The following is a 26,393-nucleotide window of genomic DNA, read 5'->3' as shown; positions in this document are numbered from 1 at the left end:
TCCCATAAATGGACGAGGTGGGATATACACGGCCTTAACCTTTACCCAACCACCTGTTGGTGTTTTGAATGTTAAATACTTACCTGATTTTGGTTTAATCGTGCCCCCAAAATGCAAGATAGGTGCATATTTAACATTTGTACCAACACTAATCGTATTACCTTGAACCTTTGCAATGATTGAATTATGCAATCGGCCAGTATCTCGTAGAGTTTGCCCACCTTGGATTTTAGCTCGCCATGACTTTTTCCAAGGCTTATCATCAGTGCCAATTCCTGTGCGAATTCTTTGTTGCACATTAAATTCGAGAATATCTGAGATATCCTGCCAAAGTTCCGATGGATCCTCTACACGATCAACAACTCGCCGCATAAACTCCTGCAACTTATTTTGACCATGCATCTGTATAAAGTCAGTCATATCAAATACTCGGCATGTTATCTAAAATGCTGTCTGAGAAAACACCCCCTTTATACGTTGTACCAATTGGCATAGTTTTCGGTGATGTATCTGCAATAGCCGTCTCTTCTTTACCAGATTCATTGATGATTTTGATCGTCAGAATCCCCCGTCCTACAGATACTCTCTCTAGAAATGAAATTGCATCTTCATAGCGTTGACGCACTTCTTCACTTGCCTTCGTCTTCCAAAGCAAGTACCTAGCAATATCACAGATATAAATTTTGAGATTTTCAGGAACTTCAGGTAAAGGGATTGGATACTTCAAACCAATATATCCGTCGGCAATATTTGAAGCATCTTGAATTGCTGATTTAACAGACTCATTAGTTGTTAAAGCTTTTTCTAATCTACTGATCTCTAACTCACCAAAGCGCAAGACGAGATCTTCACGACTTGCATACTCAGACATATATCACCTATTTAGCTGATTCCTTTGGCTTCGCAGCAGGTTTGTTATCTGCAGGTTGAGATTTTTCAAACTCGGCAACTTTAGCTTTTAACTCAGCAACTTCAGCTTCTGCTTTATTTTTAGCTTCTGAAAGCGAAAGTTCATTTGCTTTCAACTCTGCATTTTCTGCAGCAAGAATAGCCATTTGAGATGCATAGCTATTCTCTTTAGGCTGTTCAAAGGCTTGCTCTTCTTCAATAGCCCCAGATGCTAAAAGGGCCTGAAGTTGTTTAGCTTCAAGCCCTTTAATTTCATCACCCGGTCGAAAGTGACCAATGGATTGTTTTGCAATGTATTTAGGCATTTGTGCCTCCTTGAGTAATAAAGCCGGTACCACCACATACCCCATTTTTGTTTGATGGCACTGCAAGAGGTGCTGATTCAGTCATCAAGAAAATTCCGCTTGGATCTTCGTTATACCACTGACGATCAAAGTATTTAGCCACTGCTCCATTTGCTAACATGTTTTTAATTTTACATTGTGCAATTGAGCCTTGGGTATCGGAGATAGCACCAAAATAATCATCAGGGATGAAGCGTTTTAAACCATTTTTTAAACGGTAAGTGGCATCATAAACCCACAATTCTTTTTCATCCAAATAGCCTTTAAATGAGGCACCTTCTTGAACATTCAAACTTGGCTTATAGGGTACGGCAATACCAGCATAAGGTTTCACAAAACGTTCTTTGAATTCCTCATTATTTGATAAAGCTGCCCAAACCTTTCCTGACATTAGGTAGAGTTTAGAAGCACCTCCATTTGCATCAAGCAGAAGCTTTTCAATAGCTTCGATATCAGTTACAGGTTTAGCACCTGCCTGATTCCATGGAATTAATGGTGTAAAGTTTAGGGACGCATCACGTTCATAATCAACCATGTTGTATTCATAGTCATCAGATTGAAGTAAATACTTCCCTTTGAGTAATAATTCCGTTGCCATTAATAAAACAGAGTTATCAATTGCATCATGATTTCGCTTCATAACTGCAATTTGAGCAATGACCATTTTTTCCTGATCAGATAATTGCTGACTTCCTGTAGAGATGATCCCTGCGCTACGTAAACGCTCCATTAAGGCTTCATCAAATGAGGTTGCAGGCGTCACCATGTTTTTTGGTTTGTAATACGCTGGTTGAACAAATTCGACTTTTGCTGCACGTTTAGTATCAAAAGGCTTACCAGGTTGATGTGGTGATACTAAGGGTGCAAGATCATGCACTGTATTGATTTCTGCAAGTGGGACCTCATCACGGTCAAATGATGGGCGATTTGGGAACAGCTTATCTAACAGCCAAGTATCCATTGGCTTATAGTTTGTGTGAATAATTGCAAGCTCACCCACATCAAGTAATTCAAGTGGTGCGCCATTGACTGTAAAAGACTGAGGCATTATTTAAAATCCTTATACTTTTGAAAATTCGATTAGGTTTAGAGTTGCTTTTGCTCGTGCCGCATCATATTTAGATGGCTCTAAATATTCCCCAGCAATTCGCACAGCTTCGATACTGAATACACCACCAAAATAAATTGGGATTTCAATTCCATCAGCTGCCATTTGGGTGGCTTGTTGAGTAGTTACATCTTGGCCGCATACAACATTCCAAGTTTTTTCATCTGTTGCATGAGTGACAACATTGCTATCAGATAAAATTAACAGATCCCCAGCTTTGTAAGCCGTTGCAGTAGTCACCTTGGCATTTGCACGACGAAGTTTTTCAACATCTAGATTGAATGGGCGTGATTCACGGCTCACGTTTGCTAAGTAGGTTTTATTGCTCATTTATTAAGCCCCTTTATTCTGGCCAGCGAATGCTTGCGCACCAGAAGTAAACTTGTGAGGTTGATCTTGATTAGGTGCACCACCTTGACCACCAGTCGCTTGGTGATTGAATAAGTGTTGCAATGCTGGATTAACTGCAGGAATAGGTTGCTGCTGTTGTCCTGCCGGTGGTTGTTTTGATGAGAACTGACGAAGTTGTTTAGCCATAAAACTAAAAGCAACATCATCCATATCTGTATAGGACTTAGTGTCATCAGCACTGAATTGAGTGTTTAATTCAGTTTGAAGTGCTGCAATGTCTTCAGTACGTTTTTCAGCTTTAAACTTTTTAAGTTCAGTTTGTGCTTGATCACGTTCTTGCTCTGCTTTAAGACGAGCAGCTTTCTCTTGTTCGAGTTCGCTCACGTTGGTGTCCTCTTGTTGAAATTGATTAAGTTTTGATTGGTGGCTTGCTGCTACAGCGGAAGTGTTGTCATCTGCACCTAAAGCACAGAAAGAAACTTCGCGAATACGTCCACCACGGAAGATTGTGATTGGAGCATTTAAAGTGCGCCCATTTACTACAACTTGACCCCGTTCAACCTCTTCAATTGATGCTGGATCGATGTAAACCGACATTTGCCAAGGGAAGCCCTCATCACTATCACTTGCTACTTGTTGGCCGTATTGATTTGTAAGTAGATCACCGTTAACTTTCAAACCTGTGGCGTTATCTTTAGTAAATTGATTAACCACTCCGACACGGCGTCCAGTATCGTGATCTAAAAGCACAGCCAATGGCGTATCAATCTGCATAGATTCAAGATCAAAGATCACATCACCCCAGTAATAGTGCCCTTGAATAGGCTCTCCACTGTATGCAATACCATTGAATTTTCGTAAGTCACTGGTTTCAGTCTTTACACTAATTTCAAAAGGATTTGCTTTGAATTGCAGGACCTTTTGTTCAATCTGTTTTCCTTCTGGCATTTATAATGCTCCATTAAAAAACCACCCGAAGGTGGTTGTTAAATATTTGAATATTGATTAACTATTTATAACTCTGTTTTCTATCTCAGCGATTTCTACACTTCCATTTTGAAAAATCAGAGATCTCACTTCACTTCTATTTAAACCAATTGCTTTGGCAATAATTTCAGAAATTTGAGGGGCAAATTCACAAATAATATTCCAATCTTCAGCATTAATTGACTGTTTGCTTTGTGTATACAATTTAAGAGCCTCTAAAGCCAATTGTTTTTCCATTTTGCTTACCCTAATGAATATAATTTATTATTAGCCACAAATAATCGCTCTGCAACCTCATTTGTACGCTGTAAAACTACTGACTCACTATTTACCACAATAACTTTAAGATTCAGATCAGGTGCCAATAATGCACCATCTAATCCTTGAATTTTTGATAAATCAATCGCATGTCCTTTCATATCTAAAATTGTGATTGTTTTACCTGCATTCTCAGCTGTTTTAAACAATGTAGGCGTTTTAATACCAATCACATTTCCCTTTTCCAAGTTGAATGAATCAAAACCTTTAATATTGTTTCCAGTGAGCTTATTTTTAAGGTTCTTTGCAAATCCAAGCATTGATTGAAATGAATCATTCATCCAATCCCAAATAGACTTTGATTTTCTATCAATACCTTTCTTGGTTACAGCATCTTTCAAAAGTTCGGTCAGACTCTCATCTTCAGCTGCAAGCTCTACAACAAAGCGCGGGGCTGACGGTGCTATATCTTTGCCGCTATCAATCACAGTATCTAAAAAATCATCTAAGATTTTTCGGTTTGATTGCTCAAGTGGTTTAAAAGCATCAACGATTGCCTTTTCAACATCTTGCTCAAGCAAAGCAGTATTCTTAATATCAAGAATTTCAGATGAGTATGGTAGATCTAAAAGATTGTCTGCTATTTTTTGATCAAGTACTTCATTTATATTCGAGCCCCAAGTCGCAGGGTTAAAACTCCAACCTAAATTACGTGCAACCTCTGGTAGATCTTCATCAGAAGTAATGCCGTATTTCTCTGCTTGCTTCTTAGTTAAAGCAATCACATGGCAACGACACATAAAATCCCACGGCGGGTAATACAACGTCCAAAATGGATCATCTATGTGCCTAATGATGTTGTTTAACTTAAGGTGAGTTGGTCTTACCCGGCTATCATTAATCGCAACATACATTAAATATGGGCGTGATTCCTTGTTAGCCTGTTGCTGTGTCCATCTTCCATGTGCGTAAGCCATCTGCATGTTAGTACGATAGATATTTACTAGATGATGATCTGAGAGTTCAATGCCCTCCTTAGCTATAAGTTTCTTAAACTCATCAAAAGTTGAACCATCTTCAGTTGATTTATTTACCAGCTCCAAAACAGTCTTGATTTGATCGATAGAGGCCAATCGACTTACTGTAGCGGAGTAATGCCTTGTTTTAAGATCAAGCAAGTAAAACTCTTCAGGTAAAACGACATTGCGACTACGCGCATATTTCAAGGCTTCTACATAATCAGTCATGTCTATTTTCCTTGTCTAGCATGTACATATCCCATCACATCAGACATAAACAAGGCTCTAGACATTGTTAGTTCAAAATCATCCACTGATGCACCCTTAGTTGCTGAATATAACTTAGACACCAAATCGCTTGTGTCCACTGATTCAGATACGATTACTTCAAGTTCTGATTCAGATAACAGAATCTTAGGCTGATTATTAGCAACCTCTTCAAGTTCAATCTGTTCAGGCTTTAAGTTTTGACTATGAGCTTTAAAATTGAATGAAGTTTTAGGGAGTGTATGGAATTGAGGAGTAGGCAAAGTGTTGGTTTCACTTGCAACAGCCACATCACCGTCAATCAGATCATATTCACGTTGGAAATACTGATTCGTTAAATTTGCACCAGCATTTTTAAGTTTTACATCACGCTCAGCTTGATCTGCTTTTAATGATTTTTCATCACCAATTACTACTGTATGACGTTCCCATCCATTCAATGCACATAGTGCATCTATGATTGCTTGAATCGTCGATGTAATCATTCGAATGTCAGCATTGACTTTATTGTTTTGGACTTCTAAGTGGACCTCTCCTAGTGCTCTAGATCCTGCACCATCTGTACCACTCGTAAGAGTTTGCCCCAATACTACTTTTTGAATACTTCTTTCAACTTTCTTATCAAATGATTCAAATGCTGCAGATCCCCCATTACCACTTGAAGCAGATGAAAGTAACTCAACTGATTCATTGTTGTTTATCGATAAAACAGAGCTTGCATGAGCATTTAATAATGCTGACATCATTTCTTTGACTTGTGCTGATTTACCCAATAGCAATGGATTACCAAAGCGCTCAACAAATTTAGCCCAAAACTTAGTCGTTCCATTTTTAAAAAACCACAACCAGTACAAACGACTGAAAAGTGCCTCACCTAAAGGATTCTCATAAGTAGGCTTACATTGAGTTAAAAAATGTTTGAGTTGCTGATCACACTCTATATCTCGATTTTGATTATTGTAATTTTGCAATAACATTAATCGCCCATCGTTTTTAGGTTCAAACCATTGCATAGGTTTTACGCCTATCCATTTCCATCCAACGAAAGGCGTAATCACATCACCTTCAACATGTAGCATATCCTTGTCATATACGGCTTCAATTACTGAAAAACCGTACCACCGCGCATTCTGAGTGCCTAACACTAACTCAGACCACCATCTGGTCAATTGTTGAATCAGAATTTTGGTTTGAATACCGTCTTTTATACCGCTTTCAGGGTCTAGTCTAAACGGCGAACTCTCAAGTTTATCCTGACGCTTTTCGACACACTGATAAATTTCATCATCGTACATCAACACAGATAAGCGATGACGTGATACGCCAGCCTTTCTTAGAACTTCATCAACATCTGGCATACGTGTTAAGAAGTTTAAAAATGCTGTTTCCGCTTGTTGAGTGTATAAATGCCCACCAACAGATAGAGAGCTATCTACTACCTTTTTCTTACTTTTCTTAGCCATTTTAGCCTGCCATTGGAGGTTGATAATTCAGCATGACCGTTGCCTCTTCGACTGCATCGATTAAGGTATCAACTTGGTCATCATGATCGTGAGTCATCGCAGCATTGAATGCCTCACACTCTTCGGTGAAATCAGCGATCCATTTAGCGTTCATTGGTAGCATTACGAATCGGTCTTGTGGTTTATTTGCATAGTCATGTTCAAGTGGTACCTGAATATCCATAAAGCGAGTCAATTTATCCGTACCGCGCTGCACAGGTAATACTGGAACACCTGAATAAGTGCCTAGATTTTGAATAAGTTGAGTTCCATGGGCTTTATCTTCGACCTTCATCCAGCGGATTGGTCTTAACTCATAGGTATAATCTTTGTGTTTATCGATAAACTTCTGCGCCTGACGGTTCATTTCAGGGGCTTCCCATTTACCACGTAAAAGATCTATCAAATAGAGCTTCCCGTCAATGCCAAGCCCAACCAGTAGAAAGACGGTATAGTCGTTATGCTCTTTAGTTTTTTGAGCTGTATCGACATAGATTGCGCGCCACTGTAACGGTGGTAATTCTTTGTAATAACCGAACCATTCAGCTTTAATTAAATCACCGCCTAATTTCTTAGGTTGTTGCTGGTATTGACTGCCAAATGTATATCTAGAAACGATTGCACCATCTTTATCCTTGCCACCTTTCTCAAGTTGCAGTAAGGAATTTAATGATTCTTTTTGTGGCCAATAACTTTGTCGGCCCTTTTCATCCCTTTCAACATTTCTAGGCACAAGCATTTGAATATGGTTAGGCAGTGACTGAATGTATTCATCATCAATCAAAGCGGGAATTGAAACTTGAGCCCAATCCCCTGGTACATTTCCAGACATAACGAAATTTGTAGGGTCTTCTGAATGAAGACGCTGCATGATCATGATGATTGGAGTACCTGACTTTGCTTTTCGTGAATTGACGGTGTTAAGAATTTTTCGATTAGCCTTATCTCTTGCAGGCTTACTAAATGCGTCTTCAGGCTTTAACGGATCATCTAGAATGATGCAGCCAGTAAAACCATCATCAGCTAAGGTCCCAGCACGGCGACCTGTTACCTGACCACCCATTGAAGCAGCATAAATATGTCCCGCTTCATAACCGTCTACAGTGGTTTTCCAACTTGCCTTAGCATCTGTGCTTGTCGATATATTTGTCTTCCACATTTGCTGGAAATCATCTGATTTCACTATGTTTCGAGCTGTGGATGACACATCCTCCACCAGCGACTGAGAATAAGATAAATACAAAAACCTTGAGCGTGGATTTAAACCAATACCACGTGCAATTAGATTTGTAGTTAATTCGGTTTTACCAGCACCTGGAGGAACGTTAATCACAAGGTTTGCAATGTTACCCTTAACTACCTCATCTATAAGCCAAGCAACATATTCATGGTGCCAATTCACAATGAATTTAAACCCCATTCTTGGTTTGAAAAAACGGCGTGTGAAATACAAATGCTCTTGCTCGCACAAAGTCTTTTCTACATGTGTTTGCAGATTCATTTAGTACTCCTCTTGTGCCCTCCTAACCGCTTCATTTACTTGTTCTTGGGTAGCTTGCACTAAAGAGGTTTGCAGCGGTTCACCTCCCTTGCCAGTGATTTCTTGACGATTGGTATATTTACCACCCATATCTTCTGCAGCTTGTTTAAGAATATTTAAAGCAGCTACTCGATTCTTTGAGTGCTTCTGATATTGATTCTCTAATCGTTGAAGTCGCACAGCTAAATTTGCGATAGGAATACTTTCAGGTTTACCTAAAAACATTTCGCGAGTCTTTTCGAAATCTTTCTTAAGTTCTTCACTCAGATTCTCGCCAGCCCGTTTTGTTGGGTCGTATTTTTCACATTGCTGTTTAGTAACAGCTACCCCATATTCTTGGTTGACGAGCTCTACTGTTTCAGTTGGTGTGTTAAATACGGCAAGTGAGCGAACTATAAAGAGTTTTATCTCTTTTTTTAGAGCCGCCATAACTTTAATCCTGTCAACCTACGTCAACCTAAATTGATAAAAAAAGAGCCTCAACGCTCAATTAATTAGACATGTTCCGCAGCATTTCGTTATTTCCAAATCTGAAACAAATGGCGGGTTCTTAGCGACCTCAATCATTCGCTTGACGTTTTCGCTTGCTCCCCAGCGTTTGACCACCCCGATAAATTCCTCTACATCATGGCCAGCTAAATAATGTTTTGGTAAGCCTGTATGATCGCTATAGAGTATTTCCCCATCCTCGTCACGCTCAACACCGATGTGATATAGCTCATGCTCAATCAAAGCGCAAAATTCACGATCGTTTGCACGCTCACAAAAGCTTGCATCAACCGTAATGAGATATATAGGTACAAACCCAAACCAATCTCTCATTTGCTGTTCTTGTCTTGCTTTTCTCCATCCGCCCTGGTTAAACATTACTTTTTCACACTGGCCTAACACCATCCGTTTTTTAGCAACGGCGGCAGATGAAGCCCAAGCGAATGCTAAGAATGTTTCATCATCATGAAGTAGTTCTGCTATGTGGTCATGGTCGGGATTATGGAGTGCACCGCCTAAAGTCAAATAATTTGTCATCACCCATTCTTTTAGATCCACGGCGGGTGCCAAGCGAATCGCTTCTTCTTCCTCGGCTTTATCAATAAAATCAGTCGGTGGAAACGGTCTGATCTGTTCCATTTTCTAATCTCTCTAACTGCCCTTGAATCCAATTGATTACATATCCTGAAAGGATCTGATCTGGGTGAAATCGTTCAATTTTATAACCTAGCTCTTCAGTTTTATCATAGCGATCAACACTCCAAGCTTTATTGGCTAACTTCCCACTTCGCCCACCAGACCATGAGCCTCCCTCAATTTCAATAAGAAGTCTTAACTTCACGATATGAAAATCGAATCGCCAATTTTTAGTGTGGATTGGTTGAAATTTACGTTCATACCCAATTAATAAATCGCTAAGTTCTTGATGTAAAGTTTCATCAGCTTCTAAATAATTCTGTTTCGCCTTAGGCAGTGGTCTTGTTCTTGGTTTTGTTTTATTAGGCTTTTTTTTTGTTAGCTTGGTGTATTGGTTAATTTCCATTAATAGCCCGCAATTAAATAGATCAAGTGCATTTATGCATTAAATTATTAAAAGAGGTATGGATATTCAAATCTCACTCTGCTTATGAAGCTTTTTCATTTTTTTGTGAATCAAGCATTTTTAAAAGGCTTTTTCTAAATTCAGGAATTGAAAAAACATCAATATATGGCATTTTAAGAATGCGCTTATTTTTCTTAAGTACACCTAAACCTGTAACGATTTGAGAAATATCTGTAAGGAAAAAAAATTCAAAACTATAACCTTCAAATATTGTTAAGAACCTTATACGACCTTTTTCATCTATGTTGCAGGAAAAACCAGTTATAAAATCAATTTCTTTAATTTTAAGAGTTTCAATAGAATTAACTAATTTGGATATCCTAATGTTAAAACATTCAGATCTATATATACGTTCATCATTAATACAGTCTTTTAATAATTTTTTGACCATTGGAGTAATGTTAAAGATATTGAGTTTTTCAAAGACTTCATGATTTGACTCAATACCTCTCCATAAAATTGATAGCAAATATAGATTTAATTTTGTCTGATCAATACCTTGTATCTCAAAATACTCATTTTTTTCTTTATGTTTGACTGTTTTAATTCTATTCCTTAATGCATCCAATGCATATGTTTCATATCTAGAGTTTAATTTATGCTCACACTCTCCACAAAGCATATATGAAGCCCATTGATCTTGATCTTTAACCACTTTTTTGAAGTTTGGATCAAATCTTAAAGTATATTTAGATCCCTTTAAGGCTTTTCTAAAAACAGCTCTTCCAATTACATGAGAATTTTTTAATTCTTTCTCTTCATCACATAATTTACATATTCCAAACTTCATCTTTTTTCTAAGTAAAAAATAAATATCAAAAAAATAATATCATAATATATTAAAAAATATTGCTAAAAAACTTGCCTCTTAAATAAAGAATAAAACCCCGCCAATATCTAGAATTGAGCGGGGTTCTTTGTGCTGTAATCCGTTCTGCTAAACTACATTTATCTTGGTAAATATCTTTTGTTTCCACCACTTGTGATGCAGTAATGGCCACCACGTGGACCGACACAATAAGCTACGACAGCACAAGAGCAATCACTACTGTATGATTTATTACTAGAGCTATGACTTTTTGAAACAGCCTGTCTTGTATTTCGAGTTTCTTGTTGTGCAAAATATTGAGGCTTGGTTTCAGTTTTTACTTCATAACACCCCGCACCTTTGCAAAGTGATTTAATTGAAACCCACTGTGGATCAGAGCCGTTATCAATAATCCTTGACCACCCATTTTTAATTTCATAGATGGAAACTGAGTCACCACGTTCTTTTTTACCTAAGATTTTACCATTGGGCTTATCCCGAACATTTAGTGTTGCGGTGTTTACATATCGTTCCTCAATTACTGTTTTTTTACTTTCTTGTTCGGTTGCTTGCTCAGTAGCACTATTATTATCTTTATCATTACTTGCGACCAAAGCCCCTAAACCAACAACCCCTGCAAAAACCCACCCAATATTAGATTTTTTCATATCTTTAATATTCATTATTAAAATGTAAAGATAACAAAATTAGGCAATTAAATATAACAAAATTTTAAATAGCACATAAAAAAGACGCCTAAGCATCCTTTATAATTTATAGATTAATTATACATTTCTCTAAGTCTTGCTTTTATTCGTTCTGCAAATTGGTTTTGTTTTTCAAGAATTCTTTTATTAATTTTATCATTATTTTTCAAGCCCATTTCTTTACGAAGTATTTCCAATAGATTTAAAGCTTTAAGAGCTCGTTCGTTAATTTGATCAATAATATAGAATTGAATTTGTAATTTTCTTTCTTGATTACTGTGAGGACCATACCACTCTTCAATAGATTTATTAATGAGAAAAAGTGACTCAATTAGTTCCATTGTAAAATCCAAGACAATTTCTCTTGTTTCTGGATCTGAAATAAAGCTCGATTTATGGAGCGATTCAATCAAAACATTAAGTGACTTTTGATGATTTTTAAAGAAAGATTCATCATCTAAATTCACAAAAGAGTTTATATTCAATAAGAAGTCCTGCCACGAAGCTACAAGCTCAACATATATATCCCTCTTTGCTTCAGCAAGTTTATCAGCCTTATGTGCATTTAAAGTAAATTTTGCTGCTACAAAAATTGATAAAAGAACGCCCAATGAGCTTATAACTGCTGCCCATAAAGCATAATTAGCTTGTATTTGCGCACCCTGAATAGTTGCAGTAGCAGCTAGTAAATCGTTCATTATTCTTTTACTCAAAACAAAACCCCGCAATGCGAGGTTTATCTAGTGGATTACCATAACTTCGACCACTATAACAGAAATATGCCATATTCCCTGTACAGGGTCAAGTTATCAATTGGAAACAATCCTTATAGTCTTGTTGAGCTTTTAAAATTACTTTGGTTGATTTTGAACTACCTTTTATAATTGCTATTAGATAAGCGGAAATACTTAATAAATTATTTGATTGTAAAATAACGGTATAGATTAATTCTGCTGGATAACCAGTTATGCTTCTTCGAACAGCATGCAAACCCGAATGCACAAACGAATTCATGGCATCCCAAGAATAATTCTTCAACTCAACCAAAGATAATATTTGGCTATGTGTAGGCGTATTAAAAGATAAAAGTTGCTCGAGCATTTTTGATAGAGGCGGAAAGACTTTTTTATTTTTAGTAATTCTTGCTTCTTCCAATTCACCTACTATCGAATCAATATCCTCATCTTTCGCTACAAACAATACCCATAAACCTTTAACTAAAGCTTCATATTGCAATCGATATAAAGCAAAAGCAGAAGCAGTACATATCGTTTTAAATAAGTATTGCACGCCTGCTGAATGTTCTACAGATAGCATTGCTAGGCTTCCTACAGCTAATAGTCTTTGTGAATCGTCATACAAATCAAGATCAATTGACGGTGATATAAGTTCAATTTCAAGTTGATGTGATCTATTTAGCAAATGTTCTATATTTTCTTGGCTATACATAACTGACTACTTAATTGAAGAAAAGTTCAAAAAATTACAAGCTTTTATGTTTTTTTGTAAACTTTATAAAATGAATTAAAAATTATACGAAATGGAACTGATATCAATAAAATTTCTATTAATTACCTTTTACGTTGTCGAATACACTTTTTATGGGCGGGTTTAAGCGTTGCATGATTGGCGTGAAAAGTAGTCCATCTTTCACTTAGTTCAGGATCAAAGTATCTTGATGCATAGCTTCCATCTTTAATTTCAATTTTTTCCATTTCATCTTTATCACCAAAAAATTGAGTTAATAATTCATCAAGTCTAGGTTCGTAATGACAAGCTTCTATTTTTTCTTCTATTTGCATTTTACAAAGACAACAAATAGTGTCTGTGTTTTTATCTTTGAATTGAAGCACTTGATAATTAATTGCTTGTACAGCTGCATTTCTCAAATCCTCCTTGTGAGTAGACGAACCCTGAGGATTAAGAGCTTTAGTCCAGCTGATATCTACCTCGGTTCCATCATCTCTTATGATTAATAACTCTTTATTACCACTATTAGCCAAAGAACGTCTTACTTTAATTTTGAAGTTTGTAGAACCATCAATTTTACTTAAATAATCATGATGATGTGAAAGAACCCATGTAAGTAGCTCTAAATCTTCTTCATCAGTAATAAAGTAATCATCATCTATCTGATTGATAATTTTTCGTATTTCATCTGTTAAAGATTTTTTAGTCTTATAACTACGTTCTAACCACCATTTATTAGTTTTAGCCATTTTTCTTACCAATTTGAAGCTAATATTTTTTAGCATATTTCCTTCAATTAGGAAAGTAGTGATTAATAAATGCTTATTACGGCGCTTTTTTTATTTCTTTATCGAATGTAGATGTAGACAATCTTAAAACATGATCAACTTGAGAATAAATATTTCTTAGCCAAGTTATATCAACATCAGGAGAATCATCTCTAAATTTCCTTATTAGAGTTTGGAAAATTTGTTGTGATAGACGACTGTGTTGTTTATCATCCAAAGATTGCATCGTTTTTAACATTATTTCTAAATAATAAATCTTTTGACGTTCATCTATTTGATTTGATTTTAGAATTTTCCTTATCAAAGTACCTAAACTATAACTTGCCTCTTCTAAAGGAATTATGTTTAAATTACTGTGATATAGATACTCAGAGGCTAAAACCCAGTCAGAACAATTAGATATCATCTTGTAGATTAGATAATCAAATTTCAATGGAAATTCTTGCCAAATCTCACAGTTTTCAGTTCTATCAATATTTTTTAAAATTTCATCAAGAAAGTATTCATAATACATCAGCGACATATGGTCATCTTTTTTTTTGTAAATGGCACTTTTCACCATTACATCAAAAAATTGAATTCCAACAAAAATTGGGCACTTCCATGGTTCATCGGTATAAATGTAAGAATCGCAATAATTATTATAAAAACTATCTTTACCTTTCTGTTGCTTAATAAAATCACATATATAATCACCAACTGGTTTCCATATATTAGATCTTATTGCATTCTCAGGATCTGAAAAATAATAATCCAGAATAAAGTTTTCAGGTTCTATACGATAGCCAGTAGAATATAAAAAATGTTGATTATCTTTAAGCTCACGATATAACTGACTATTTTTATTAGCGATAAGCCCCTTAAAGAAATTATCTGTAAACTCGTCTAATTGCAAAAAAGATGGGCTTGAGGTTAATTTAACTGGAATGGTTGGATGAGTTTCACTCAAATAATCTAAGAAACTTAATGATTTTAGCAATCTTTCAATTGATTTATATATTATTGATTTATACCCAATTTCCTTTGGCAAAATAGTATAAATCTTACTCAATATAAAAAACTTTAACTCACGCCCCTTGCTGACCTGTATTGGTGGGCACTGTAATCTTTCATGAATACTAAGTTTTGAATGATTATAAATAATACTAATAAACTTTTCATAATTTGTCTTCTTATTTATTATAATTAGAAATTGATCAAGATATTTTTGCAGCAGATAACTCAAAACATGATATTTTTTTACTCTTAATAAATTATATGAAATATTGACCCAGCTTCCATACTGATTAGAGGGTAATTTTTTTCCAAATAATTTATAATTAAAAAGAAATCCCATTAAAATCACACATGTCAAAACTGCAGTTTTTTCATCAAATCCCCACAAATATTCAAGTGGTTCAATCTTTAAAACAGAAATTATCACACTTGAATAAATTAAACTTAATGCTATAAGATTCAAAATTATAAAAAAAAGCCAATAGTTAAATGAAGCCCTTAAGAAAAAATCTTCTCTCCTTTCTTCAGAAATCAAAGTAATAATTGCAATAAAAATTCCTAACACAGTAAATAAACCACTAGCATCCATTTTAATATTCTTTAATTAACTATATGAAATTGATTAATTATAACCTATAAACCCATAACGACAATGCAAAGCTGCTAATCCACATTTCACATCAGACCGTGCATCATTTTGGGTACGCTCAGGTGTAACCATTTCAGGCCATGAACTACCATAAAAGTAACGACTGATGATAGCATCCATCCAATCATCCAATATTTCAGATTGCCCTTGTAGATCTAAAATTAAACGTTGCACGGCTCTTGCTTCATTATCATTAATTTCGCAAGTAAGGCGTGTTTTTCGAGGCTTTGGGTGTTCAAAATCATCTAACATGTAACCAGCAATGATCTTTAATTTTTGCTCTGCACTTAACTTTTTATATTTTTTTACCTTTACAGCATTATCCATAGCTATAGCGATTGGATTTACACTTTTACCTGATTGAGATGTATTGGTATATAACCATGCACCAAACTGGTATAACCAGCCTTCTAAGTCAAAACGGGACCAATCAACTGCCTGTAAAATATGTTGTGTTGCAACTACCGTACCCATCGTTATAAATCCCCCACCATTGTCTCTATCTGTTGAACCGCTAAACCTGACTTCACTTGCTCTGTACTAAACCGTAATACGTGAAAACCCATTACCACAGCAGCATTGTATTTCTCCATGTCACTGATGTAGCCCTTACCCCTTGTATGACGTCCACCGCTCCAAACACCGCCTTCAACTTCTACCAATATCTTCTTGCCCACAATGTGAAAATCAGCACGCCACTTACGTTTAGGATGGAATTTATATTCCTGTTCAAAGTTGATTTTTAAAACTCCTAATTGATTGGCCAACGTTGATTCACCGATACTTTCACCTTGATGAGTTTTAACTCGAGTACTGCGCTTCGAGTTAGATTTCTTCTTGGTTCTACCACCGCAAAGTTTTTGGTATTCAGCGATTGAGATACTTTCCACTTACGCAGCACCTCTACTCTTAGGTTTAAATCCAACTGCTTGCAGATGTGATTTCCAGTTTTGGAGTTCATTTGGATCTGAGAGTTTTGCAGCAATGCGGCTTGCTAGTTTTTCGAAGGATTCACCTGGCATACTGAATTGATTTATGACATCAGGAAGTTGAGCAAGTTTGTTTGCAAACACGTAAATCTGTTGAGGTGATGAGAAAAATACTAAATCAGATTCATTGCTTGATTTGCCATTTTGAGCTCTGTCGTATTTGTGACGGTTTTTCAAAAGTGTGTCAGCGAAGTGGTAAATCAAGAGATCATCACAAAGATTATTTCCAGCATTGAAAAGCTCGAATGCTTTTTTCTCACGTTCAAACCAAACTGCTTCGATAATCGATTTCGGTACTACCGTGGGATCGGCTTGATCTAATTCAGAACGAAGTTTTTTCAAACAAAGCCAGTCTTTTTTATTTTTAGATTCTAATGAGAGATTCCTTGGGAGGTTCTGTGTCCCAAAATTGGTACTGGTCTCGGTACCAATATCGGTACTGGTTCCAGTTCCATTATTGGTACTAGTACCGTTTTTGGAACCAGTGCCTAAATCAACACCAGTGTCATTTTTGGTACTAGTCCCCATTTTGGTATTGGTATCTGAACTATCTTCACGTCCAAAGACACCAATTAATTGATAGACTTTTACGCCATTCCCTTTAATTTCACCTGTAAATTTAATCAACTTTTTAAGCTCAAGTTCGTCTAAAACTTTGATAATCGTTTTGCGATTTAGCGTGGTATCTTTCTCTAAACGTTTTAAACTTGGGAAGCACTTATGGTCATCTCCAGCTCGATCAGCAAGTGATAGAAGTACTAGCTTTTGACTAGCACCATCTACAGTTGTTTTCCAAGCCCATACAGTTGCATCAAGGCTCATAATTCACCGACCTTAGGCTTTACGTACCCACCAAATGAAATGACCTGTTCAGCTTTGATCAAGCTCGTAATAACCTGATGTGATAACCAAATCGTGATCTTGAATCGATAAGCTATCTTTTGGGCCAATTCTTCCTTGGTTACAGCAGCATTATCTTCGTTGTAACCACGCATTCTTAAATTGCCTTTTTTGATGTCATGAATGTGGTCCAACATAAGCAAAGTTGGTTCATAAAATGATTGGATTTCCTGAGTCTGCTTATGCTCAGGTTTAATTTGAAAATGGCTATTCATGAAACCTCCGCAATCGATTGCTCGATTTCATCTAAACGGCGTTTATGAAATAGCTCTGGCAAAGTGGCTGTACGTATATCAGCTTCCTTTACCAACTTACCGCTTTCTAACCAGTAGTGATTGTTCGGTTGATACGCCTCTACCGTTTGTAAGTCTTTTATTTTGATGTGATTCATATACACAACCACATCGCCATTCATGTATTTGCCTGGCTCTTTTTCTTGTGCTAGATTGATGTCCATTCGATACTCCGAAAAGTCGTTTAGGGTGTATTGGGTACGCGGTGAATTACGGGAAGCCTGATCTGATACGTCAGGCTTCTTCTTTAAAATGAATGAAATTTGTGCTAAATTTGAACTCATATTCATTCCACCTCGTTATGGATATAGGAAAGCCTGGGATATGAGCCTCAGGCTTTTTCTTTTTCATCTACACATAGATGAATCTTCTGATCTAATTCAGCCAATATGATGTGAAGTAAATGAATAACTTTTGACATATCAACTGCTTCACCACTCGTTATTCGCCCATCTGCCATCATTTCTTTAAATAATGCACACACATCTCCACCTCCCATACCAATACTCAAGACTAGATCTGTGAGAGCTGTATCTCTGCATTCAGGAATGTCAGGCAGCTTAATCGCGACTTTTCCATGTTCAGCACACAATGCTTGAAGAATTTGGTAATCCTCAGTAATTGTCATGATTGCCGAAGCTTCCATAAGAGTTAAGTGATGAGTCTCTGTGTTTTGATTTACTTTGCTGTTGAGTACTGCAACGCTGCGCATGCCCATTCGGACAGCGAGTGCGGCTGCCCCGCCTTTAAATTGGCGGACGGTGTGATATGCGGCATCCAATATGTTCATGGCAGTTCCTTTTGAACGTGTTTATTGGATGGCGGGTTTATTACTATTTTGGGTAGAACGAATAAACGCCCAATTTATATCTGGCCGCAACTGTTCCGCTTTAACTTTTGATTTAGTTAATTCCTCAATTGGCAAACAGCGATCTTCAGGAATTTTATTGAAATTCCATTTACTTAAAGCCCAAGGTGTAATGCCTAGTCCACGGGCTAAAGCTGATTTATTGCCAGCAATTTTTATCGCTTTTTCTAAAGCATCTTTTGGAGATGACATAATGCACTCAATAAAACTACTTAAAGTAGAAGACAATATACTACCTAAAATAGAATTGGTGCAACTAAAAATACGAGGTAAACTTCTACCATTGGTAGAAAATGGAAAGAAATCCAAAGTGCAGACAGCAAAATATCTTGAATTTGCTTCAAGACTAAAAAGCCTTATGGATAAGGATGGATCACCTATTACAACTGTTAATCAGTTGAAAGATGCTATTGAAGTCACGTATGAGATGGCTCGTAGATACACGCTTGGTATTGCAAAGCCACGCGAAGAAAAAATGCAAATCCTTGCTGACAAATTCAATGTTGATATTAGCTATTTAGATCATGGTACTGGCATTGAGCCAAATGTTTCAGCACCGTTTCCTGTTGCTGGCAGACTAGTTCCAGTAATTTCATGGGTTCAAGCTGGGTCATGGACTACTGTCGAGGCTGTCCCTGCCGGCACACAATTCGAAGAATGGCTACCGCCAAATCCTAAATGTGGCAAGCATGGCTATGGTTTAGAAGTTTCAGGCGAATCCATGCTCCCTGACTTTCGCCCTGGCGATAAAATTTATGTAAATCCTGACTTTCAAGTGAGTGATTTAAAAACGGGAGATTTAGTAATTGTTGCTTGTGAAGGTGAAAACAAAGCAACTTTTAAAAAATTGATTATAGAACCTAACGGCAAATACCTTGAACCGCTTAATCCTAAATGGCATGAGAAAATTATGGAACTTAATGAAGGATGTAAGTTAGTGGGTAAAGTCGTTGGGTTATATCGGGATGTATGAAAGGAAATTAAAATGAATTTTCAAATTAATGAAATAAAATTCAACTCAAAAAAAATTGCATTAACAAAAGTTAATACTATAAATTCGAATCATACGTTTACGGTGATTACAGGAAAAAATGCTGCAGGAAAAAGTAGATTACTCAACACTATTATTAAGAGTTTTTTTTCACAAAATGAAATAAGTAAAGACTCACCAAATAAAATTATTGCTATTTCTAATATGTATAATGACAGATTCCCTTTAAAACCACCAATTAATTCCGTTCAAAAATATGAGTACTTTGGATATAAATCAAAAAATCAAACAAATAATGATGACAAATTTTTTTATTTTAAAAACTTAATTACTAAAAAAGATATTAATTTAAAAAGTATCATGACAACTTTTGAATATCTGGGTTTCAAACCTAAAATCTTTGTTTCCTTCTCATTGTTTATAAATAAAAGAGTTCAATACAGCAAAGATTTTCCAAATCATATTATTTCCACTTTTAAGAAAAATGAAAAAAACTTCAAAGCATACTCAGAAGACACTAAAAATATAATTGATTTTTACAACACCATAAATCCTTCAATAGATAGTATTAAGTCTAGAAAATCTATTCTTTTTGAAGTTTCAAATATCTTTAACAACAAAATAGAATCACATAAAGAGGCTTCGTTAAATTTTAGGTTTAAGTTCTTATCTCTAAATAAATTTGAACAAGAATTCATGTTCATATTAATAGATCTAGTTAAAAAAGATTTAATATTAAATAAAGCAGAATTTATTTTTATCTTTGAGATGATTAGAAATAAAAACAGTCATAAAAGAATATACTTAACTGAAGAGTATTCTTTTTTTGAGAATAAATATTTTTACAAAGAAAATTTATCTTCTCTAATCAATAAAAACATTTTAACAATTGCAAACATTAGTTTCTATAATGAAAATTCTTCTAAAGAAATTAAATTTGATAATTTGAGTTCTGGGCAAAAGTCAATTTTTAATTTATTTTTTAGTATTTCTAGTGCTATAGAAGATAATTCTCTAATTTGCGTTGATGAACCTGAAATTAGTTTACATCCTGAATGGCAAGCAGAATTTATTTTAAAATTTCAAGAAATTTTTTACAACAATTATGGATGCCATTTTATTATTGCTACACATTCTCCACAGATAGTATCTGGTTTAAATTCAGAGAATGGTTTTGTAGTTGACCTAGAAAATAACATTACTTATTCGTCAAAAGAATACTCAAAAAAATCAGCAGACTACCAATTAGCTAAAATTTTTAACGCCCCCGGTTACAACAATGAATATCTCATTCGTATCGGTTTATCTCTACTAACTAAGCTAACACAAAGTATCGATTTTACAGCAGAAGATTATAATAATCTGTATTTACTAAATGATGCTAAGAAAGAACTCCCAGATAATGATGTTGTATATCATTTAATCAATCAAATTAATGCATTGGTATAGACATTAATATGAAAACTTATACGTACCTTCCCACAGAGTTGTCATTAATTGCGACATATGATTTAGTAGACCATACATTCTGGAATATAAAAGCTAATGAACTTGCTCCATTAAGACTTAATTTAAGAAATCATTATATTTCAGAACAAGGAAATAGGTGTTGTTACTGTAAAATGCTTAAACAAGAGAGTCACGGTATGACTTGGGATGTAGAGCATATAGTCCCTAAGGCACTTTTCCCTGCCTTTCTTTTTGAAGAATCCAATTTAAGTCTGAGTTGCAAAGAATGTAACGGGGCAAAATCCAATAAACACGTATTTCTAGATGAAAACATACATTACAAAAGCTACCCTTTCAAACCTGATAAATATTCAATAATTCACCCACATTTTGATAAATATAGTGATCATATGGAAATTATGATGTTGCCAACAGGCCAAATATTTCACATACCAAAAACACAAAAAGGAAAAAAAGTTTTTTATGATTGTGACTTAGTTAGATTTAGTATGAAATCATTAAATGCCGAAAATATAGATCGATCATTATTCATTTCATTTTCATCATTTATTGACAGTACACAAAATCTAACACCAGAAGTGATAAAAGCTTATTTCAGAAGCTCTATTCCTAAATTACTTCCATCAGAATATATCGACTGTTAAAACTGCGAACCCGACGCAATTCTTTTGAACAGATAGGGTGGAGAGAAAATGCTGCTTGATAGGCAACTGCAGCTAGAGTTAATGAGCAATATGGCAGATGTTTACCCATCCCTTTATGACTTTTCGGATCTAATTAAAAGCTCAAACGAGGAGCAGCTCAGAAAGATTTATGCAAATCAATTCTATTTGCAGTCTCATGAGTTGCTTGAACCCAAAAGCATTCATATGCGTTTTGAATTGGGTGGATCAGGAAGTCACTTGTTTACCCTTGGATTCACTCGACTAACCCAAAAGGGTGCAGATTTCATGGCTAACGATGGTGGCTTGTCAGCCATATTGGGTGTGGTGACTGTTAAATTTGAAGCTGATCAACTTAAACTATTATTAGAATCTAAAATCATGGCAGCTGACTTACCTCCTGCTGATAAGCACAAATTGCTTAATGGACTTCGATCGCTTTCTGCCGAGAGTATAAAACACCTGACAACGAAAATTGTGGATTTGGGTTGTGATAATCTAGGGACACTAGCTCGGATAATTCAAAGCAGTATTTCTTAGATATTTGTTTGAATTTTAGATAACCAATTGGTTTGGTATAGTCGCCCATTGGTACATAAAACTCATCTTCTGTACATGGAAAATTTTCTAGATATAGCTGAGTTGATTTCTCATGAAGTCTATTTTCTATAAATATTATTGATTCTAATTTCATAACAATCTCCATTCTGCCCACCCCAACGGTGGGTTTTCTATTGCCTACTATAAAATAAAAACAATTAAAAGTAGCAATTATCTCTACAAAGTATTGACAATATTTCTACTTTAAGTAGTATTTATTGTAACAGACAACAAAAAAGCACATCGGACCTCTAATCAAATGTGCTTTTACTCAAGCGAGTGAGATAATTATGAACACAAATCCAAATTCTATCAACCCTGCTGTTACACATCGTGTACAGCCATCCAGCTTAATTAAAGTAGCTGCAATTAGTGGTTTATTGACAGTAGGCGTTATCGGTCTTACATATGATCAAAAAGCCACTGAATACAAACCTGCAGTAGTTATTCCAAACACTGCCCCTTCTTCATATAGCATCCAAGCTTTAAAGATTACATCTGATTCATCTGGCATGGCCGTTGTTAAACTTGATAGCTTCTTACTTAAAGTTAGCTTCGATTTTGAATCTCATCCTGATAACTATGGTGTACCAGGTTCTGAATTTACTGCAATTGATATCACCAACTTGGCAATTGATGAGATCCAAGACATTAACGGCAAGGAATATAACGACTTCACAGATTACAACGATCACCGAAATATCAATCAGATAATTATCGGTTATATCGAGCGTAATAAATTAGTGGAGGCAATCTAATGAATACATCTACTCAATCTCAAGAAGTAATTTACTTCGGAAAATTCAAAGGCACTGCCCTTGTAGACCTTAAGCATGGCTATGTGCGCTGGCTACTTTCTCTAGAAGATATTGATGAAGTTTTAGGTGAAAAGCTTCGATCTTTATCTTGGGTTCAAGAAGAAGCTGAACGTGAGCGCAAATTCCAAAAACGCAAAGCATTGGCTATTGGTCTTCAAAATTCAAATATTCCCTCTTATGAACGTCGTGCGTATAAAAAACGCATGGGTTGGACTGGAGCTTAATAATGACTAATTCAAATAATACAAACATGGATCTTTGGAATTCTTTAAGCATTACCGATCCAAGCAAAGTAAAACCCATTACTGGTAAGTCTTATAAAGGCTCATCACCTCAACCTTATTGGTTAGTTCAACGTGCTACAGAAACTTTTGGTCCTTGTGGCCAAGGTTGGGGAATTGAAATAGTTCAACAAGGTTTTCAGCAATGTAATCCCGAAACAATGATGCATTATGCGACAGTCCGTGTTTGGTATATGCAAGACGGTAAAAAGTGTTCAGTGGAACACATGGGCGGAACAATGGCCATGTATAAAACCAATGCAGGCAAAATGATATACGACGAGGATGCCCCTAAAAAATCAGTCACAGATGCAATGGTTAAGGCGCTTAGTTTTATTGGTTTTGCTGGTGATATTTTCTCAGGTATTTGGGATGATTGGAAATATCAAGAAATGGCTGCAGCACATTACAATGAGCAAAAACAACAGCCCACTCAAAATCAAAATAATCAGCAAAACTTAAGACAGGCTCAACAACCGAATCGCAATCAAAATAATCAAGCTAGTGGCCAACAACAAAAGCCATTAGCTCAGCGTTATAACGATGCACTTCTAGCTATAAAAGATGCGAAAAATCCTCAAACCCTTGATAAAGCAATTATTACGTTCAAAAGCACTCAATACGAGTCAGGTATAACAAAAGCCTGCCGTGCTCGAGCAGATCAAATGGGATGGAATGAAGCGCCACCGATAAACCAAGTTCAACAACAAAATCAAATGCAGCACTAAGGAAAATAAAAAATGAATTTATTAAATAGTAATGAAGCTTTTTCAGCACTGATGGCTGGTAAAAATATTATGTGCCGCGCTGTTGGCGAATTGATGGATTTTGATGACTTAAATCAATTCCCTGCTACGATCTTCGCTTTACCTGGTTATGAGTTCTGCATCAAACGTGAATCGTTAACTTTGGCAGATATTCAATTTACTAAGCCAGTAGAACCACACGATCTGGAGAATGGTCAAGAAATCTTTATTGTGATGCCAACATGTATCTTGCGTACTAAATACGATCCAGAACATGGAGATATAAGTTTGAGTGTGGCAAATGGATTTGCTCAATTAGATCCTGAGAATGCACAGCTACAGCTTCAGGCGTTTGGTAAAACGTTTGGCAATATGATTACTGAGATTGAAATTAAAGACGGTTTTAGTGAAAAGCCTAAAAAAACTCGGACTCCACGTAAAGTAAAAGAGACCGAAAAAAAAGATGGCCAATCTAGTGAGAGTTACCCTAAGTCTCAAGTAAAGAGTCAAGCTTTCATAGATCTATGGCTTAATCGCGCTAAAGATGAACCTACTCAAATGAACTTGGTAAATTTAAAAGGAAGTATTGATCACAATTTCAATTTACTGGATGACGATCATAAAGTTCAAGCGCAAAAGATTTATGAAGATTTTAAACTGCTTGTTGAAGACCTAGAGACTTCAATGGATCCTGAGCAACATGCACCAAAGCCAAGCTATATAGATCATCAAATTTATATAGATGGTATTAATGCATGTATTTCAGAGGACGAAATTAAAACCTCACTACATGATGTAAATGATCAAGGTTTTAGCGAAGAACAGCTCTCAGAAATTAATCTTGCAAAATGTTCTAAACTTGCTGAGTTTCAAGCGACTGCATTAAAGATTATTCAGGATAATCAATATGACAATTTGTTAAAAGAACTATTTGAACGTGCTCAAAAATCAAAATCACCTGCTGAAGCTAATGCCTTGTATAAATATACGGTCAATTGGACAGAAGAACAGCGTAAGCCATTGATGGATGCAATTAATAAACGATTGAGTGAATTGGGTGCGACCGCTCCACCTCCTGAACAACCACCATCTTTAGTAGTTCAGATCCAAAATGCACCTGATTTAACTGCCTTGGATATTTTAGAAATTGATGTTGCGTCCCGTCATCTAGATATTCAACCGAAATTAATGGGACTGGTTCGTAAACGTCGATTTGAGCTTGAAAACTCAGTTTCAAATGTGGTGGCTTGAAATGAAATTGCCCATCTTGTTGCTAGAGCTAATGCTTTTAATAAATGGGCTCGTAATTATTAATTTAGATTTATGGTGGTTGTAATGAATGAACTCACAGCAAAAGCTTCAGATGAAATTATTAAAATTTGTGGTGAACTTTTAACGGATAACATTGATGGAGAAAAATCAGTTTCTGAATGGCGTTATCAAAAATTGGAAAAACTTGAGGCTTGGGCTAAAGCTATTCGTGATGCAAATAGAAAGGAGCAAGATTAATGGGCGCATTAAAAATTGAATCTGAATCTCTCAAACATTTAACAAGTCTTGTTGAAAAGCTTGTTAACCAAAAAGAGGAACGAAGAATTGGGCGAGCCGAATTTGCTCACTTGCTGAATATAGAACCTGAAACATTAGACCGTAAAATTAGGGAGGGTTTTATTACCCGCCCTTTTAAGGATGGCCGTAAGAGTTATTGGTTCTTGAGTTATGTTCAAACCATTGTAAAAGATACGACAAACAGTGCTAATATAGCCACCAATTAAGGTGGCTTTTTAATATCCAATAATAAGTTACCTTAAGCACATTGAGTACAGAATTGAGTACGATTTAGCACTAGTTTAAAATTAGTTTTAAAATTCAGAAGGTTAAGTTTGATATGCTTCTAATGATCGATAATTACGATAGCTTTACGTATAACATTGTCCAATATTTTGGCGAGTTAAACCAAGACGTTAAAGTTGTTCGCAATGATGCCGTGACCTTAGAGGATATCGAACGATGGCAACCAAAGTACTTAGTGATTGGTCCTGGTCCTTGCTCACCCTCTGAAGCAGGAATTTCTATCCCTGCAATTCAGCATTTTGCAGGAAAAATTCCAACACTCGGTGTGTGCCTAGGTCACCAAGCGATTGGTCAGGCTTTTGGTGGCGAAATTGTGCGTGCCAAAACAGTGATGCATGGTCGTTTATCTGACATGTATCATAGTGACCAAGGGATCTTCAGCAACTTACCTTCTCCATTTTCAGCAACACGATATCATTCACTCGTGATTGATCAAGCTAGTGTTCCTGAATGTTTGGAAGTCACTTGCTGGACCAATGAAGCAGATGGTTCTATTGAAGAAATCATGGGTGTCAAACATAAGACATTGCCAATTGAAGGCGTGCAGTTCCATCCAGAATCCATTCTGAGTCAACATGGTCATCAGATCTTTAAAAACTTTTTAGAAATTTATGCTTAATATGCGTA

At 35.9% G+C, this 26,393-nt stretch carries 37 protein-coding genes; 11 read left to right on the top strand and 26 right to left on the bottom strand.

The features are described from left to right. The 26 genes from FY049_RS18040 to FY049_RS17915 form a co-directional block, all read right to left on the bottom strand. On the bottom strand, positions 1-420 hold a 420-nt coding region (locus FY049_RS18040), incomplete at its 3' end, for a phage virion morphogenesis protein (protein ID WP_446084124.1). A 1-nt stretch (position 421) separates the two neighbouring features. After that, on the bottom strand, positions 422-871 hold the full coding sequence (locus FY049_RS18035) for a gp436 family protein (RefSeq protein WP_335969815.1): 450 nt from the start codon (positions 869-871) through the stop codon (positions 422-424). A 7-nt stretch (positions 872-878) separates the two neighbouring features. Next, on the bottom strand, positions 879-1,214 hold the full coding sequence (locus tag FY049_RS18030; protein WP_446084123.1) for a hypothetical protein: 336 nt from the start codon (positions 1,212-1,214) through the stop codon (positions 879-881). Next, positions 1,207-2,301 (bottom strand): major capsid protein, encoded by a 1,095-nt coding sequence (locus tag FY049_RS18025; RefSeq protein WP_287840669.1) that lies wholly within the window; start codon positions 2,299-2,301, stop codon positions 1,207-1,209. Before FY049_RS18025 ends, FY049_RS18030 begins: the two co-directional genes overlap by 8 nt. A 12-nt stretch (positions 2,302-2,313) precedes the next feature. Then, on the bottom strand, positions 2,314-2,691 hold the full coding sequence (locus FY049_RS18020; protein ID WP_446084122.1) for a hypothetical protein: 378 nt from the start codon (positions 2,689-2,691) through the stop codon (positions 2,314-2,316). A gap of 3 nt (positions 2,692-2,694) precedes the next feature. Further along, positions 2,695-3,660, bottom strand: coding sequence for a hypothetical protein (locus FY049_RS18015; RefSeq protein ID WP_446084121.1), 966 nt, complete (start codon positions 3,658-3,660; stop codon positions 2,695-2,697). Between the two features lie 57 nt (positions 3,661-3,717). After that, entirely contained in the window at positions 3,718-3,936 is a 219-nt protein-coding gene (locus FY049_RS18010) for a tape measure protein (RefSeq protein ID WP_446084120.1), read from the bottom strand. Positions 3,937-3,941: 5 nt separating this feature from the next. Then, positions 3,942-5,204 (bottom strand): phage head morphogenesis protein, encoded by a 1,263-nt coding sequence (locus FY049_RS18005; protein ID WP_446084119.1) that lies wholly within the window; start codon positions 5,202-5,204, stop codon positions 3,942-3,944. A gap of 2 nt (positions 5,205-5,206) precedes the next feature. After that, complete coding sequence (locus FY049_RS18000; protein WP_446084118.1) at positions 5,207-6,706, bottom strand: phage portal protein family protein; 1,500 nt, start codon at positions 6,704-6,706, stop codon at positions 5,207-5,209. Between the two features lies 1 nt (position 6,707). After that, a complete protein-coding gene (gene terL, locus FY049_RS17995; RefSeq protein WP_446084117.1) occupies positions 6,708-8,246 on the bottom strand; it encodes a phage terminase large subunit in 1,539 nt (512 codons plus the stop codon). Then, positions 8,247-8,714 (bottom strand): DUF2280 domain-containing protein, encoded by a 468-nt coding sequence (locus tag FY049_RS17990; protein ID WP_446084116.1) that lies wholly within the window; start codon positions 8,712-8,714, stop codon positions 8,247-8,249. 57 nt (positions 8,715-8,771) lie between these two features. After that, entirely contained in the window at positions 8,772-9,413 is a 642-nt protein-coding gene (locus FY049_RS17985) for a putative metallopeptidase (RefSeq protein ID WP_446084115.1), read from the bottom strand. Beyond that, a complete protein-coding gene (locus FY049_RS17980) occupies positions 9,382-9,816 on the bottom strand; it encodes a hypothetical protein (RefSeq protein ID WP_446084114.1) in 435 nt (144 codons plus the stop codon). Before FY049_RS17980 ends, FY049_RS17985 begins: the two co-directional genes overlap by 32 nt. An 82-nt stretch (positions 9,817-9,898) precedes the next feature. Beyond that, on the bottom strand, positions 9,899-10,666 hold the full coding sequence (locus FY049_RS17975) for a hypothetical protein (RefSeq protein ID WP_446084113.1): 768 nt from the start codon (positions 10,664-10,666) through the stop codon (positions 9,899-9,901). Between the two features lie 158 nt (positions 10,667-10,824). Then, positions 10,825-11,352 carry a hypothetical protein gene (locus FY049_RS17970; RefSeq protein ID WP_446084126.1) on the bottom strand — a complete coding sequence of 176 codons (528 nt, stop codon included), beginning with the start codon at positions 11,350-11,352 and terminating at the stop codon, positions 10,825-10,827. A gap of 113 nt (positions 11,353-11,465) precedes the next feature. Beyond that, on the bottom strand, positions 11,466-12,089 hold the full coding sequence (locus FY049_RS17965) for a hypothetical protein (RefSeq protein WP_446084112.1): 624 nt from the start codon (positions 12,087-12,089) through the stop codon (positions 11,466-11,468). A gap of 103 nt (positions 12,090-12,192) precedes the next feature. After that, on the bottom strand, positions 12,193-12,840 hold the full coding sequence (locus FY049_RS17960) for a DUF6988 family protein (protein ID WP_446084111.1): 648 nt from the start codon (positions 12,838-12,840) through the stop codon (positions 12,193-12,195). 122 nt (positions 12,841-12,962) lie between these two features. After that, positions 12,963-13,610 carry a DUF3223 domain-containing protein gene (locus FY049_RS17955; protein WP_446084110.1) on the bottom strand — a complete coding sequence of 216 codons (648 nt, stop codon included), beginning with the start codon at positions 13,608-13,610 and terminating at the stop codon, positions 12,963-12,965. Between the two features lie 76 nt (positions 13,611-13,686). After that, positions 13,687-15,234 (bottom strand): hypothetical protein, encoded by a 1,548-nt coding sequence (locus tag FY049_RS17950; protein ID WP_446084109.1) that lies wholly within the window; start codon positions 15,232-15,234, stop codon positions 13,687-13,689. A gap of 33 nt (positions 15,235-15,267) precedes the next feature. Next, complete coding sequence (locus tag FY049_RS17945) at positions 15,268-15,768, bottom strand: hypothetical protein (protein ID WP_446084108.1); 501 nt, start codon at positions 15,766-15,768, stop codon at positions 15,268-15,270. A 2-nt stretch (positions 15,769-15,770) separates the two neighbouring features. Further along, positions 15,771-16,184 (bottom strand): DUF559 domain-containing protein, encoded by a 414-nt coding sequence (locus FY049_RS17940; protein ID WP_446084107.1) that lies wholly within the window; start codon positions 16,182-16,184, stop codon positions 15,771-15,773. Continuing rightward, on the bottom strand, positions 16,185-17,105 hold the full coding sequence (locus tag FY049_RS17935; protein ID WP_446084106.1) for a helix-turn-helix domain-containing protein: 921 nt from the start codon (positions 17,103-17,105) through the stop codon (positions 16,185-16,187). Further along, positions 17,102-17,398, bottom strand: a complete 297-nt coding sequence (locus FY049_RS17930; protein ID WP_446084105.1) for a hypothetical protein — start codon at positions 17,396-17,398, stop codon at positions 17,102-17,104. Before FY049_RS17930 ends, FY049_RS17935 begins: the two co-directional genes overlap by 4 nt. Then, on the bottom strand, positions 17,395-17,640 hold the full coding sequence (locus tag FY049_RS17925) for a hypothetical protein (protein WP_446084104.1): 246 nt from the start codon (positions 17,638-17,640) through the stop codon (positions 17,395-17,397). Before FY049_RS17925 ends, FY049_RS17930 begins: the two co-directional genes overlap by 4 nt. 167 nt (positions 17,641-17,807) lie before the next feature. Further along, a complete protein-coding gene (locus FY049_RS17920) occupies positions 17,808-18,266 on the bottom strand; it encodes a phage regulatory CII family protein (RefSeq protein ID WP_446084103.1) in 459 nt (152 codons plus the stop codon). Between the two features lie 21 nt (positions 18,267-18,287). Continuing rightward, entirely contained in the window at positions 18,288-18,536 is a 249-nt protein-coding gene (locus FY049_RS17915; RefSeq protein WP_067666529.1) for a transcriptional regulator, read from the bottom strand. A gap of 1 nt (position 18,537) precedes the next feature. On the opposite strand from FY049_RS17915, the gene FY049_RS17910 reads away from it, so the two are divergent. The 11 genes from FY049_RS17910 to FY049_RS17860 all read left to right on the top strand — a co-directional run bounded on the left by FY049_RS17910 (position 18,538) and on the right by FY049_RS17860 (position 26,385). Then, complete coding sequence (locus FY049_RS17910) at positions 18,538-19,317, top strand: LexA family protein (RefSeq protein WP_446084102.1); 780 nt, start codon at positions 18,538-18,540, stop codon at positions 19,315-19,317. Between the two features lie 12 nt (positions 19,318-19,329). Beyond that, on the top strand, positions 19,330-20,784 hold the full coding sequence (locus FY049_RS17905) for an AAA family ATPase (RefSeq protein ID WP_446084101.1): 1,455 nt from the start codon (positions 19,330-19,332) through the stop codon (positions 20,782-20,784). Between the two features lie 8 nt (positions 20,785-20,792). Next, on the top strand, positions 20,793-21,449 hold the full coding sequence (locus FY049_RS17900; protein ID WP_446084100.1) for an HNH endonuclease: 657 nt from the start codon (positions 20,793-20,795) through the stop codon (positions 21,447-21,449). A gap of 48 nt (positions 21,450-21,497) precedes the next feature. Continuing rightward, on the top strand, positions 21,498-22,007 hold the full coding sequence (locus FY049_RS17895; protein WP_446084099.1) for a hypothetical protein: 510 nt from the start codon (positions 21,498-21,500) through the stop codon (positions 22,005-22,007). Between the two features lie 350 nt (positions 22,008-22,357). Then, the gene (locus tag FY049_RS17890) at positions 22,358-22,825 is read left to right on the top strand and encodes a hypothetical protein (RefSeq protein ID WP_446084098.1); all 468 of its coding nucleotides are present in this window, start codon (positions 22,358-22,360) and stop codon (positions 22,823-22,825) included. Continuing rightward, positions 22,825-23,109, top strand: a complete 285-nt coding sequence (locus tag FY049_RS17885) for a hypothetical protein (protein WP_446084097.1) — start codon at positions 22,825-22,827, stop codon at positions 23,107-23,109. Before FY049_RS17890 ends, FY049_RS17885 begins: the two co-directional genes overlap by 1 nt. Before the next feature lie 2 nt (positions 23,110-23,111). After that, positions 23,112-23,894: a hypothetical protein gene (locus FY049_RS17880; protein WP_446084096.1), complete on the top strand. Its 783-nt coding sequence runs from the start codon at positions 23,112-23,114 to the stop codon at positions 23,892-23,894. A gap of 12 nt (positions 23,895-23,906) precedes the next feature. Continuing rightward, complete coding sequence (locus FY049_RS17875) at positions 23,907-25,163, top strand: hypothetical protein (RefSeq protein ID WP_446084095.1); 1,257 nt, start codon at positions 23,907-23,909, stop codon at positions 25,161-25,163. An 84-nt stretch (positions 25,164-25,247) separates the two neighbouring features. Beyond that, positions 25,248-25,421: a hypothetical protein gene (locus FY049_RS17870; RefSeq protein ID WP_446084094.1), complete on the top strand. Its 174-nt coding sequence runs from the start codon at positions 25,248-25,250 to the stop codon at positions 25,419-25,421. Beyond that, a complete protein-coding gene (locus tag FY049_RS17865; protein ID WP_209827034.1) occupies positions 25,421-25,687 on the top strand; it encodes a hypothetical protein in 267 nt (88 codons plus the stop codon). Before FY049_RS17870 ends, FY049_RS17865 begins: the two co-directional genes overlap by 1 nt. Positions 25,688-25,800: 113 nt before the next feature. Further along, positions 25,801-26,385, top strand: a complete 585-nt coding sequence (locus FY049_RS17860; RefSeq protein WP_004724599.1) for an anthranilate synthase component II — start codon at positions 25,801-25,803, stop codon at positions 26,383-26,385. Positions 26,386-26,393: the final 8 nt, after the last annotated feature.

The sequence above is a fragment of the Acinetobacter sp. 1125_18A genome (genome assembly GCF_052824985.1).
This window is presented reverse-complemented; position numbering and strand designations above follow the sequence as displayed.

Bases quoted from the DNA above. Each gene is read 5' to 3' on its own strand.
- FY049_RS18035 (WP_335969815.1), bottom strand. From the start codon at position 871: ATGTCTGAGTATGCAAGTCGTGAAGATCTCGTCTTGCGCTTTGGTGAG.
- FY049_RS18030 (WP_446084123.1), bottom strand. From the start codon at position 1,214: ATGCCTAAATACATTGCAAAACAATCCATTGGTCACTTTCGACCGGGT.
- FY049_RS18025 (WP_287840669.1), bottom strand. From the start codon at position 2,301: ATGCCTCAGTCTTTTACAGTCAATGGCGCACCACTTGAATTACTTGAT.
- FY049_RS18020 (WP_446084122.1), bottom strand. From the start codon at position 2,691: ATGAGCAATAAAACCTACTTAGCAAACGTGAGCCGTGAATCACGCCCA.
- FY049_RS18015 (WP_446084121.1), bottom strand. From the start codon at position 3,660: ATGCCAGAAGGAAAACAGATTGAACAAAAGGTCCTGCAATTCAAAGCA.
- FY049_RS18010 (WP_446084120.1), bottom strand. From the start codon at position 3,936: ATGGAAAAACAATTGGCTTTAGAGGCTCTTAAATTGTATACACAAAGC.
- FY049_RS18005 (WP_446084119.1), bottom strand. From the start codon at position 5,204: ATGACTGATTATGTAGAAGCCTTGAAATATGCGCGTAGTCGCAATGTC.
- FY049_RS18000 (WP_446084118.1), bottom strand. From the start codon at position 6,706: ATGGCTAAGAAAAGTAAGAAAAAGGTAGTAGATAGCTCTCTATCTGTT.
- terL (WP_446084117.1), bottom strand. From the start codon at position 8,246: ATGAATCTGCAAACACATGTAGAAAAGACTTTGTGCGAGCAAGAGCAT.
- FY049_RS17990 (WP_446084116.1), bottom strand. From the start codon at position 8,714: ATGGCGGCTCTAAAAAAAGAGATAAAACTCTTTATAGTTCGCTCACTT.
- FY049_RS17985 (WP_446084115.1), bottom strand. From the start codon at position 9,413: ATGGAACAGATCAGACCGTTTCCACCGACTGATTTTATTGATAAAGCC.
- FY049_RS17980 (WP_446084114.1), bottom strand. From the start codon at position 9,816: ATGGAAATTAACCAATACACCAAGCTAACAAAAAAAAAGCCTAATAAA.
- FY049_RS17975 (WP_446084113.1), bottom strand. From the start codon at position 10,666: ATGAAGTTTGGAATATGTAAATTATGTGATGAAGAGAAAGAATTAAAA.
- FY049_RS17970 (WP_446084126.1), bottom strand. From the start codon at position 11,352: ATGAAAAAATCTAATATTGGGTGGGTTTTTGCAGGGGTTGTTGGTTTA.
- FY049_RS17965 (WP_446084112.1), bottom strand. From the start codon at position 12,089: ATGAACGATTTACTAGCTGCTACTGCAACTATTCAGGGTGCGCAAATA.
- FY049_RS17960 (WP_446084111.1), bottom strand. From the start codon at position 12,840: ATGTATAGCCAAGAAAATATAGAACATTTGCTAAATAGATCACATCAA.
- FY049_RS17955 (WP_446084110.1), bottom strand. From the start codon at position 13,610: ATGGCTAAAACTAATAAATGGTGGTTAGAACGTAGTTATAAGACTAAA.
- FY049_RS17950 (WP_446084109.1), bottom strand. From the start codon at position 15,234: ATGGATGCTAGTGGTTTATTTACTGTGTTAGGAATTTTTATTGCAATT.
- FY049_RS17945 (WP_446084108.1), bottom strand. From the start codon at position 15,768: ATGGGTACGGTAGTTGCAACACAACATATTTTACAGGCAGTTGATTGG.
- FY049_RS17935 (WP_446084106.1), bottom strand. From the start codon at position 17,105: ATGAGCCTTGATGCAACTGTATGGGCTTGGAAAACAACTGTAGATGGT.
- FY049_RS17930 (WP_446084105.1), bottom strand. From the start codon at position 17,398: ATGAATAGCCATTTTCAAATTAAACCTGAGCATAAGCAGACTCAGGAA.
- FY049_RS17925 (WP_446084104.1), bottom strand. From the start codon at position 17,640: ATGGACATCAATCTAGCACAAGAAAAAGAGCCAGGCAAATACATGAAT.
- FY049_RS17920 (WP_446084103.1), bottom strand. From the start codon at position 18,266: ATGAACATATTGGATGCCGCATATCACACCGTCCGCCAATTTAAAGGC.
- FY049_RS17915 (WP_067666529.1), bottom strand. From the start codon at position 18,536: ATGTCATCTCCAAAAGATGCTTTAGAAAAAGCGATAAAAATTGCTGGC.
- FY049_RS17910 (WP_446084102.1), top strand. From the start codon at position 18,538: ATGCACTCAATAAAACTACTTAAAGTAGAAGACAATATACTACCTAAA.
- FY049_RS17905 (WP_446084101.1), top strand. From the start codon at position 19,330: ATGAATTTTCAAATTAATGAAATAAAATTCAACTCAAAAAAAATTGCA.
- FY049_RS17900 (WP_446084100.1), top strand. From the start codon at position 20,793: ATGAAAACTTATACGTACCTTCCCACAGAGTTGTCATTAATTGCGACA.
- FY049_RS17895 (WP_446084099.1), top strand. From the start codon at position 21,498: ATGCTGCTTGATAGGCAACTGCAGCTAGAGTTAATGAGCAATATGGCA.
- FY049_RS17890 (WP_446084098.1), top strand. From the start codon at position 22,358: ATGAACACAAATCCAAATTCTATCAACCCTGCTGTTACACATCGTGTA.
- FY049_RS17885 (WP_446084097.1), top strand. From the start codon at position 22,825: ATGAATACATCTACTCAATCTCAAGAAGTAATTTACTTCGGAAAATTC.
- FY049_RS17880 (WP_446084096.1), top strand. From the start codon at position 23,112: ATGACTAATTCAAATAATACAAACATGGATCTTTGGAATTCTTTAAGC.
- FY049_RS17875 (WP_446084095.1), top strand. From the start codon at position 23,907: ATGAATTTATTAAATAGTAATGAAGCTTTTTCAGCACTGATGGCTGGT.
- FY049_RS17870 (WP_446084094.1), top strand. From the start codon at position 25,248: ATGAATGAACTCACAGCAAAAGCTTCAGATGAAATTATTAAAATTTGT.
- FY049_RS17865 (WP_209827034.1), top strand. From the start codon at position 25,421: ATGGGCGCATTAAAAATTGAATCTGAATCTCTCAAACATTTAACAAGT.
- FY049_RS17860 (WP_004724599.1), top strand. From the start codon at position 25,801: ATGCTTCTAATGATCGATAATTACGATAGCTTTACGTATAACATTGTC.